At 46.8% G+C, this 10,650-nt stretch carries 9 protein-coding genes; 3 read left to right on the top strand and 6 right to left on the bottom strand.

Going from position 1 to position 10,650, the window contains the following annotated elements:
- Both AC14M5_RS01755 and AC14M5_RS01750 read left to right on the top strand, forming a co-directional pair.
- A partial coding sequence (locus AC14M5_RS01755) for an argonaute/piwi family protein (protein ID WP_484027901.1) occupies window positions 1-1,799 on the top strand: 1,799 nt, incomplete at its 5' end.
- Window positions 1,796-2,887 carry a hypothetical protein gene (locus tag AC14M5_RS01750; RefSeq protein ID WP_484027900.1) on the top strand — a complete coding sequence of 364 codons (1,092 nt, stop codon included), beginning with the start codon at window positions 1,796-1,798 and terminating at the stop codon, window positions 2,885-2,887. The genes AC14M5_RS01755 and AC14M5_RS01750, both read left to right, overlap by 4 nt.
- An 816-nt stretch (window positions 2,888-3,703) precedes the next feature.
- On the opposite strand, the gene AC14M5_RS01745 is transcribed toward AC14M5_RS01750, so the two are convergent.
- A complete protein-coding gene (locus tag AC14M5_RS01745) occupies window positions 3,704-3,862 on the bottom strand; it encodes a hypothetical protein (protein WP_484027899.1) in 159 nt (52 codons plus the stop codon).
- 95 nt (window positions 3,863-3,957) lie between these two features.
- On the opposite strand from AC14M5_RS01745, the gene AC14M5_RS01740 reads away from it, so the two are divergent.
- A complete protein-coding gene (locus AC14M5_RS01740) occupies window positions 3,958-5,172 on the top strand; it encodes an RNA-guided endonuclease InsQ/TnpB family protein (protein WP_484027898.1) in 1,215 nt (404 codons plus the stop codon).
- Between the two features lie 313 nt (window positions 5,173-5,485).
- Here AC14M5_RS01740 and AC14M5_RS01735 read toward each other — a convergent pair whose 3' ends face one another.
- The 5 genes from AC14M5_RS01735 to AC14M5_RS01715 form a co-directional block, all read right to left on the bottom strand.
- Window positions 5,486-6,082 carry a hypothetical protein gene (locus AC14M5_RS01735; protein WP_484027897.1) on the bottom strand — a complete coding sequence of 199 codons (597 nt, stop codon included), beginning with the start codon at window positions 6,080-6,082 and terminating at the stop codon, window positions 5,486-5,488.
- Window positions 6,083-6,291: 209 nt separating this feature from the next.
- The gene (locus AC14M5_RS01730; protein WP_484027896.1) at window positions 6,292-6,969 is read right to left on the bottom strand and encodes a DsbA family protein; all 678 of its coding nucleotides are present in this window, start codon (window positions 6,967-6,969) and stop codon (window positions 6,292-6,294) included.
- Window positions 6,917-7,588, bottom strand: a complete 672-nt coding sequence (locus AC14M5_RS01725) for an HD-GYP domain-containing protein (protein ID WP_484027895.1) — start codon at window positions 7,586-7,588, stop codon at window positions 6,917-6,919. The genes AC14M5_RS01730 and AC14M5_RS01725 overlap by 53 nt, the downstream gene beginning before the upstream one ends.
- Window positions 7,589-7,694: 106 nt before the next feature.
- Window positions 7,695-8,246: a hypothetical protein gene (locus tag AC14M5_RS01720; protein WP_484027894.1), complete on the bottom strand. Its 552-nt coding sequence runs from the start codon at window positions 8,244-8,246 to the stop codon at window positions 7,695-7,697.
- Window positions 8,247-8,285: 39 nt separating this feature from the next.
- Window positions 8,286-10,650 (bottom strand): OmpL47-type beta-barrel domain-containing protein (locus tag AC14M5_RS01715; RefSeq protein ID WP_484027893.1); only part of this gene is annotated, 2,365 nt, incomplete at its 5' end.

Genomic DNA, 10,650 nt, shown 5'->3' with positions numbered 1-10,650 from the left:
ACGCTCTTCCGATCTATCCTTCAGGAAAATATGTTTGCAAACGCGCGGAAAGCGATCTTGACAATCCACAAGGAAAACTCGAAACAATTGGACAGGTAAGTGAAACTACAAACGGGCTCCTGAAGCTCGTTGACAGTGAGGGAGTAACCGAAATCGACTCACAAGACGCATTTCTTGAGCCCAGGTTGGAAAACATGACTGATGTCGTTAATCTCTACTATGGGGCGAAAGCTCAATTGCTGTTAGATCAATTGAAAAAACTTCGTCAACCCATTAATAGCGCTACAGAAAAATTGGCTCTTATCAAGAAAACAATAGGTGTGCTGCGTGATAGGTCGATAACAATTGGAGGGTTAACCCTAACACTTGGAGATGTACTTATTGAGAGTGACGAAAAATTTCCCACGAGAATTTCTACAGGAAGACCAACCCTACTTTTCGGCGCGCAAGGAAGAAACAACGGAACGGTTCCTGATATGGGACTTACAGAACATGGCCCATATATGTATTTGCACCATGATCGCAATTCACCTATGATTGCTGTAGTGTGCGAAGAACAATACTTAGGACGAGTCGAGCAATTTTTGAATCTCCTAAAAAGTGGGTTTCCTGCTGAAATGTGGACTAATCCCAAACGTTCCAATCCGTTTGCGAGCGGAATGATTGGAAAATATCGATTGTCCAATATGCGCTTTGAACTTCAGACTTGTTCAGACTCCTCACCAACTTCATATAAAGAAGCCACGGAAAAGATATTAAGTAGATTGCCAACTCCCCCCGATTTAGCGATTGTTCAAATTAGGGAAAAATTCCTCCAGCTGTACGGAGACTCCAATCCCTACTTTGTAAGCAAAGCTGCTTTCATGAGTGCAGGGGTGCCTACCCAGTCTATAAGAATTGAGAAAATACAGAATCCTGGTGAAGGTATTGCTTATTTATTGAATACAATTTCTTTGGCCACCTATGCTAAATTGGATGGAACGCCTTGGGTTATATCTACATTAAAACCTTCAACTCACGAGATTGTCATTGGGCTTGGGTCTGCTGAAGTTGGTCACACAAGACTTGGTTCAAAAACACGATATGTTGGAATAACCAGCGTTTTTCAAGGCGATGGACGCTATCTCGTTTGGGGAGCAACGAGAGAGGTCGAATATCAAAATTATTTGGATGCGCTCATTCAGAGTCTTAGAAGTGCTATAGAATTTGTAAGCCAACAAAATGCGTGGCGTACAGGTGATAAGGTAAGAGTTGTGTGTCATGTTTACAAGCGTCTAAAAGATTGTGAAATATCAGCGATTAAGACAATAGTAAATGATTTATCCGAAAAGAACTTTACGGTTGAATTTGCTTTTCTGGATATATCGTCAATTCATCCGTATTACATTTTTGATACTGAGCAGCCTGGTAATAAGTATTGGAACCCAGATACACGTTCTAATGAGATGCGAGGAAAAGGCGTGCCGCAAAGAGGCATCGCATTACAACTTGATAACTCAAGGGGACTCCTGCATCTCACAGGACCGACTGATCTAAAAACATCGTCTCAAGGGATACCACGACCGCTGTTGGTTGATTTGCATCCAGATTCTGATTTCAGAGATATGACATATTTGCTACGACAAATATATCATTTTACTTATATGTCTTGGCGAAGTTATTTTCCCGCGACAGAGCCTGTAACAATAGGCTACTCGAGATTAATTGCCCGCCTGCTGGGAAACCTCAAATCCGTCTCTTCTTGGAACAGTAATATCGTTACATTGGGAACTTTACGAGAGAGAAAATGGTTCTTATGAAAGAAGAACGGCTGTTAATGATGAACAGGGCTGTATTGACCAAGAAAATTAGGGGGGCGTTAGATGAATGTCAATTACATTCATTGGCGTTTGCTCGCAGAATTTGCGATGACGCACTGGCTGTCGAAACAGGGTTGGCAACAGTTTTGAGCAATACGGTGGATACAGCATATGGTGGATTTCCCGAGGTGGCGAGCTTGGGCTACCAATTAGCATCCAGCCCAACTCGATCAGAAGAATTAGAGCATCGATTTCTAGACGGCATCAAACGACAGCAGGGCAGATCCGAAAAAGCATTAGAAGCATTGTCTTCAGACGATGTAGCTCTGTTAGGAATTGCGGACGGACTATCAGCGATCAGAAGATATTATCCCGAATCTGAAATGCGTCAAATTCAGGATTGGCTATTGGATTTGATTAATAAAGAGCCAAAAAGAAACTTGTGGACATCGCGGTTGCGGGACCTGGCTGGAGATTTGCTGGACAAACTTGGACGACTAAAGACCCCCCCACTCTGGGACGATCTGGGTTCTGCAACGTTAGAACTGGTTTTACGTGCTAGCTGGCCTAACGAATTCATTGATGTCGAGTTGCCTTCCCGCAATATTTATAAGGGAATTTTTGCGGACCTGATGAAGCGTGGAATGCCCGCTGCTGAGCAGGTGGAAGAAATAACTGTTTGGATAAGAAGTTTTGATCTTCTTGTTCAGCAAAAAACTGAATCTTTGTTTCCGCAGGGGGAAAACGAAATGATTGCAATTTCAATGTTGGAAGCCGTAAGAGAAAAAATTGATTTGCTCGCGCACCGTGATACGCGTATTCGAATTGCCCTTGGATTATTCATTATTGTTCCCGTCTGGACTGGGCTCTTTTTGGTGAAAGAATCATTGCCTAAAATATTACAAGATAGATTTGATTTTCTAGTAGGCTTTGTAAGCCTAATTGGAGCATATCTATACTATGCTTTGACTCAACGCGAGATAAATCCTAAAGAAATATATTCCCAAATATACGAAAAACAGAAATTGATCTTGTATAGAAAATTGGGCTTTGACATAGAAAGGTACAACAAGTTGGTACGCAAGTAGAATTGTTGATGTCATAGCTTTAATCGTTTATCTCCAACAACAGCTGGGGATGCTGAGTATTCCATAAGGTACAATCAGCAGAACATCCTGAAAGAAAGTTGTACGATGCCAGCTTCAACCCCCAAAAACGACTTGCCAAAGCGCGAGTTATTGGCCAGTCTTGAAAACAACTACATGATACAGCGACAAGCCGCGCTAAAGTACAAAATACCATTTATGACCCTATATAGATGGGCCTAAAACCAAAGTTGATCAGGACAAAAAATGCCGATGGGAATATTTTTATAAACGAAGCCGACGTTGCCTATTGCGCACAAATGCGCAAAAGACGCGGCGGCGGAAAGGGGAAACAGACCTTCAATTACGATGGCACACTGTTCAAGCGGAAACCAAAGGATCTGACTCAGAGATAGCAACATCATTCCCCTACCAACTGTCAAATATCAATAATCACCGCGGCGCCATGAGGGTGGATATGATGGTGGAAAGGAAACTAAAAATAGTGACTGCTATTGTGTAGTCACTGTATAGTATTTATTAAATGAAGCAGTCACTATTTTTAGTTGGGTTATTGCTTACCCATGTGAGCCTTATTGGCTACGCGCAAAGCCTGTGTCTATAGACACGTACTATTCAAAGGCGACTTAGCCCCATTTCGATTATGGTAACTGACCGAAGCTGCTCTTGCTCCAGTCAGCCATAACAACAGCAGAGTGAGAAGACACATTCGTAAAAGCAAGACGCGCAGCATCGCGAACTCAGGGCATAGCCAGAAACACAAAAACAAGATGAATACCAACAGCCTCGGCATAACACCTAAGATGCGTAGATCATGCCAGCCACCACCAGGGAAACCTGCAAGAGAAAAAGGAACACTACGAAAATCAGGTCTCGCCGATCCTTTGCTGGGATACGGCGCATTCTTTTGATCAGACCTGTGCGCCAGGTCGGTTTTCGGATAGGTTGTAGCACCATTTCATCAAAAAAACCTGTCAGTTGGAAACCCCTGCCTTTAGGCGTGGGGAGGAGACCGACTCCTTTCTTAGAATATTTGTGCTAAAATTATTGTCGTGCAACGAACCATCCGCTTTCCACTGCTGCCCACCGTTGAACAACAGGCTGTATTGTTTGAAACCATTCAACAATATACGGAATGTTTCAATGCAGTGGCGGCTTATGGGTGGGAACGTTGCGAAAAGAATGGTGTTGAGTTGCATAAGGCAACCTACTATCCACTTAGAGATGCCTACCCAAAACTGAATTCTCAACTTGTGATCTCTGCCAGAGCAAAGGCAACCGAAGCGGTCAAGTCGGCTCTCACGTGGAAGATCAAGCGGGAAAAAGAGTTTCCGAAAAAGGTTGCAAAAGCTCTCGCTCGTGGCAAACCTGTTCCAACCTTCAAACCAGTTCGATGTCCTCAAAGTAGCAACTGTTCCATTCGGTATGAAGGACATGCCTTTACCTTCTATAGCGACCACGTCTCTCTGTCTACGGTTGCAGGTAGGCAGGTTTTTGATTTGTATCTTTATCCCTACGCAAGACGTTTGCTTGCACAAAGCATTGAATACGACAGCGCCGACTTGATCTTTCGCAAAGGCAAGTTCTGGCTGCATGTGGTTGTTACCTTGCCTGATATGGAATTCGTTTCCAACGGGGGTGTCATCGGTGTGGACTTCGGGATCACTCGTCCCGCTGTTGCCTCGAATAATAAATTTTTTGGTAGGCGTTCCTGGAAAAACACGGAACGCAGGTATTTCCGGTTGAAGCGTGCGCTTCAAAGCAAAGGCAGCGATAGTGCGAAGAGACATCTGAAGAAACTCTCGCACAAAGTCTCTCGGTTTCGCTTGAATTGCGATCACGTTGTCAGTCGGCAGTTGGTTCAAAGTATTGCTCCTGGTACTACGATCGTGATTGAGAACTTGAGGGAAATCCGAGTCACTACGAAACAGAATAGTAAGAAACAAAGACGTGCCATGCACCAGTGGACATTCAACCGCCTGCGTGATCTGCTTGTATATAAGGCGGAAGAGTGTGGCTGTGTGGTTGTTGATATTGACCCACGTTACACATCTCAGCGCTGTTCTCGTTGTGGGTCTATCCATCGTTCTAATCGTCGATCTCAATCTCGGTTCAAGTGCCGGAAGTGTGGGTTTGAACTCAACGCCGACCTGAACGGCAGTCGCAATATCGCTATAAAGTACCTTGCCAGCGTTGGTATAGCTGATGCTGGCGGGCTGCTGTCAACCAGCCTATCGTGGGCTCGACCTACAAGCCCCCGCCTTTAGGCGTGGGGTCAGTTGACCAGCCGAACCATCTCGGAAGAGCGGATTCAGAACAATTACTTGGTACGTAGACGCGTCCAAGAGTCTGATGCCCTCATGATATCCAACCTCTAAAACCAGCCAGCATCAGATCTGATGCGAACAGGTCTGCTAGCTGCTTATTGTTTTCGATCACTAGAACATCTGCCATATTTTCCTATTTCGTGTTGCTTAGAGGCATACTCCAGGCATAAAACGGCCGGAAGTTGATGAAAACCGTGACCAGGTAATAGCAACCTATCGCTAAAAATGCCTCGGACGAAGCCACAGATCGCCCCTAGTCGGCCGGTTCGAGGTCGATGCTGGGTCCAATAAGAACACGGTCTAGATACCACTTCTGATCAGCGCCGCGCTCGACGAGAACATACACATCGAAGGTCTTTTCTGTGGAGTGCTTGTCGTTGGGACCTTGGGTAAAGATCGAGGTCGCAGCTGTCCACACTTCATGACTCTCATCAATGACGGTGGTGTTGGAGATGTGGCCAGCAGAACTACCGATATTGCCGAGTTGCCCATCCCATACAGCAGCGGCTTGATGCGCTTTGAAGTAATCACAGCCACCTTTGGTCATGCCTACACAGACAGACTTCATCCAACTCTCCTGGGTGTCCATCGGGGTATACAGGGCAGCCAGCGAGGTCAAAGCAGGAGTATTCTGGGTCATCTCAGCTGGGGGATAAACAATATGGTCCAACGGCTCGGGGTCAACGATGGTCTGGCCGCCCGCCTGCACTCTGAATGCAGCGATGGCAGCGGTGCCCAACACGAGGACCAATAAAAACAGTGTTGCAAATCTTTTTTGTGATTTATTCAAGTTTTTCACAGTACGCCTCCATGCGTAAAAATAGTTTTTGCGTCTTACACGGAGAAGCATACATGCACTTAATAGGGGGTGGTGCCTCGACCGACGCGATTTAACGCTTAGAAGACTCCCTGCCTTTCAGAACCGTAAGTTTTACTAGAGAAGGGAATGATTAGCCAAAATTATCCCCATAATCCTGCAGGTGGCAAGAACAAGCATTGCTAGGACAACAAGAATGTGTATCTGCTTTGGAATATTTCTGATCATCTGAAATTACTGACTCAGGGATTGTTGATTGCTTTCAATTCAGTGTCAATAACTTCAGTAAATACTTCTAAAGGCTGAGCGCCTACAAGCGCCAGTCCGTTGATAAAAAACGTTGGAGTCCCACGCACCCCGGTCGTGAGAGCAAAATCGAGGTCAGTTTCAATCAAGTCCATGTAATCATCGTTTTCCACGCATGTATTGAAAGCAGGAAGATCTAATTCGAGACTGGTAGCGATTTCTGTGTAAAGTTCTGCGCCCAACCTATCCTGATTTTCAAAGAGTGCATCATGATATTCCCAAAAGTAGTCCTGATCGTACGCGCACATGGAGGCCTGCGCTGCCTCGATGGAAGATGCGGGTCCTAAAGGAGCATGTCGATAAACAAAGCGTATCTCTTTCGAATACTTACTCATCAATCCGGGAAAGGTTGTCCTTGCAAAAACACCGCAGTATTGACAGTTGAAATCACTGAACTCCACGATCACAACCGGTGCATTCTCGGGACCAATAGACGGAAAACCCTCGAGCTGGATCTCGTAACGCTTTTTGGTAAGGGTTTGCTCAGCCAGCGATGGTTTATCATCCCCTTTCGCAAACGACACCATAACCAAAAATGAAGTAAAAAATACTACTCCCAGACTAACCAGGAATAGCATCTTTATCTGAAACGGAGGTTGCTTTTTGCGTTCCATACTCCAAACCATTTTTCCTGACTGAGCGCATACCCATCGGATGAAGAAGACTCGACCAAGAAGCGCCAATAGTCTTCTTACGCCAGCTCAAAAACGCTTCCACCACTTCCGGGTCAAACAAAATGCCAGAGGTTCGAGCGAAATATCCAAGAACTGCTGCCTGGGGTATAGCGCGGCGATAAGGACGATTGACGCTCATTGCTTCCCAGACATCAATGACTGAAAAAAGCCGTACATGATAAGGTATTTCTGTGCCCCGTAAGCCAAGGGGATAGCCACTTCCATCCCATCTTTCATGATGTAAGTGCGGGATTTTAGCAAGTTCCTCCGGGTCCCGCAAAAGTGACATCCACTCAAATGCAAATCTAGGATGCTCTTGCACAAGTCGATATTCACAACGACTAAGCCTACCCTCCTTCAGAAGAATATGAACAGGAACTGCAAGCTTGCCTATATCATGCAAAGCAGCACTGGCATAAATATATTTGGCTCTTTCTCCGCGTATGCCAAGGTAATCCATGAATCGGAGGAAATATTCGGCAGTACGGACAGAGTGCCAATAAGTACCCTGATCGTACTGCTCTAATCCTTGCAACCACGCCGAGACGAACTCAACCATCCCCATAGCCTACCAGACAGCCATCCCGTACTGCACCATACCTAAAACGCCAATAGCTAAAATCACTAACCCCAGTAGAATAAGGAGACGGGCTTTCATCGATAACCTAGTCCACGATGTAAGCCCAGAGGCTTCCTGACTCGGTTACATCATCAGTCAGCATCTTCCAGGCTACAGGCATTTCGACATCGAACAGCGATCCCGCGTTCAACATGGAAAGCTCAACCACAGGGGTTTTCTTCCCAACACGGAAAAGAGGATTTGAGCGCAGATCGCCCCGGATCACCGATTTGCGCCTCTTGAGGAGGTTTGCAATGGTTTCAGGGGTTTCAATCACGCACAACAGGGTTTTTCCGGTCTCGCCATCGTGCATTTCGACGGTGGGCACAGGAGTTTCGTGCTTCTGGATATCCATAATGGTTGTCTTGCGACCAAGGCCCAAAGTTGTGGCTTTCGTCAGCCATCCCTGCAGATCGTTGATCTGGATTTGGGAAGCCACTGTACCGCGCTTCAGGCGCAGGTCCTGGACTGCCCACTGCTTGTAAGCTTGATGAAGCTTATCAATAGCCTTTCGTTGTCTCTCATTACCTACCGAGATCAATGCGCCAAAAATTACAACTGCGGCGATGACAACTACGGAAAGAAACAGATCGTTCATTGAATTACATTGCTCCTTTGTTTTACCCTTGAGTAAGGGCTAGATGTTTCGCTTCTGACGAATCGTATTTGTGATGGCATTGATCGCCACCGGGCGCCTATCTGATAGGGCGGCAGAAGCCACCGCCCACATTAGCGCGATGAAAGCAACAAGCGATAGTGCAATGCCTACCGGCTTGCGTTCGACTGAGATGGGAGTTTGTACTTGGGGGGAAGAATCTTCAACGACCACAACAGGCGGGATTTCTGTAGCTGACCGCTCCGGAATATTCTCTACTGTTGGCTTCGTGGGCACTACAGTTGGTGGTACTGGAGAAACAGTCGGAAGGATTACAGAAATCCAGGGAATTTTGATGGTTGCTCTTTTATTGGAACAGAGATTGTAAGTATTGCAAGCCTTGACCTCTACACGGTAATTTCCGATGGGAGCAAGGATTCCATTGGCAAAACGACGGTCCCATTTGATCGTCGATGGGTATTTTTCGCCAAAGGGGATCTCAACCTTTGGCCAGCGGTTTTGTGGGTCCGAGATGGTCACTAGACCTTCCTGGACGGGGAAATAGTCCGTTTTGATCACCAGCTCGCCGCTGTCCCAAATGAACCATTCGGGGGTCAGCTTAATGTGCGGAGGAGTGTTATTGATGATTACAGTAATGTGGGCGCCAGAGTCGGAGTTGCCATCCCCCACCACCGTATTGCCAGCTATATCGACAGTGCGGACCACGATCGTATAAATGCCATCCGGCACTTTCGTTGTGTCAAAGTCGTAAGTCCACTTGCCATCGGCGGAAGGGACAACCGGTACCCAGGTCTTGCCGCCATCATACGACAGCTCTACCGTAGCGATTCCAGATAAAGCATCTGTGGAAGTACCCGCCAAAGGCAGCACATTTCTTGCAAGAGTATCCTCTGAACCGTTCGCCGGTGAAGTAAATGTACTGCTCGGCATGCCCGTATCTACCTTTACCTGCACCTGGTTACTGAGCATATTGCCGGCTTTGTCGTAGGTCTTCACAGAAATGGAATTGATCCCGTCTTTGCTTTCCACGGAATTTCCAGTCTGCCAGGCGGCATCATTCTGGCTATATTCAACACGATCCACACCAGAAGTCTTGTCATCGGCTTTAAAGGTGGTGGTCGTTTGACTTGTGTACCAACCATTTGTTCCTATGGTCCCGTCTATGGAGATTGCAAGGGTTGGTCTTGTAGCGTCGATCTTCAAGTTCATGAAGATGTTTGACGTATTGCCTGCAACGTCTTCAGATCTGAAGTTAGTTGCGTACACGCCATCAGTCAAAGACTGGCTGCTTTTCCACTCTCCCCCATTCATAGATACGAGCGCGCTCAGCAAACCCGATGTAGCATCAGAACCAGTCGCGGAGATCTCTACCGGCACAGATACAAACCAATCCTCCAAGCCGATAGGCGTTGGGACATGAGGAGTTATTACCGGGTCAACTGTATCCACTTTGACCTCGAGAGAGTCAGTCGCCAAATTGCCAGCCTGGTCATACACGCGAATCGAGATCGCGTTGACGCCATCTGTGCTAAGAACAGAAGTCCCACTCTGCCAGGCTGCACTATTTTGCTTGTATTCAATGCGGTCAATATCCGATGTGGAATCGGACGCCGTGATGGTGGTCGTAGCATTGCTGATATACCAACCCGCATTGCCTTTGGTGCCGGCCGTGGAGGTGGTCACCGAAGGAGGAGTTGTATCCACGTGAATGATCAAAGTCGTAGTAGTTATGTTTCCCGCATCATCCGTTGCTTGGAGAACTACAGTATGGTCTCCTTCCGTGAGATGAATGGGCAAGTCATTCGTCGATGTTCCATCCACCGAGATCTCCAGAGTTCCATCTGTGCCCGATACTGGGTCTGAAACAGTTGCAGTAACATCCACCTCAGATACATACCATTCGTCGTCGCCTTCCGTGCCTGTAATAGAGGTCGTGATTACTGGCCCATCTGTGTCAATGGTCAGGTTGAGAGAGGTAGAGCGGCTATTGCCTGCAACATCAGTCGCAGTGATAACGACTGCATGAGTGCCCGAAGTCAAAGTAACAGGAACAGGTCTTGGTGCGCCGCCATTATCGCTGACAACCACTGATGCAATTCCAGATAAAGCGTCAGTTGCATCGGCATCCACAACCACATTTGAGATGTACCAATCATTCGCGCCCATCGTGCCTGACACAGAAGGCGTAAGAGTGGGAAGTGTTGTGTCGATAGAAACAGTCCGTCCCGGATAAGTGATTGCATGCCCGGCGTTATCCACTGCCCCGTACAGGACCGTATATTGACCTTCCGAGGAAAGGGTTATGCTCGATGCCTGCCATGTTGCGCCGCCATTGATGGACAAACGCGCTACTGCCAATCCTGAAATAGCATCTGAACCATTTGCA

It is taken from the genome of Candidatus Villigracilis sp., from assembly GCF_057083605.1.
The sequence above is the reverse complement of the archived record's forward strand: the minus strand, read 5'-3'. Positions and strand labels throughout refer to the sequence as shown.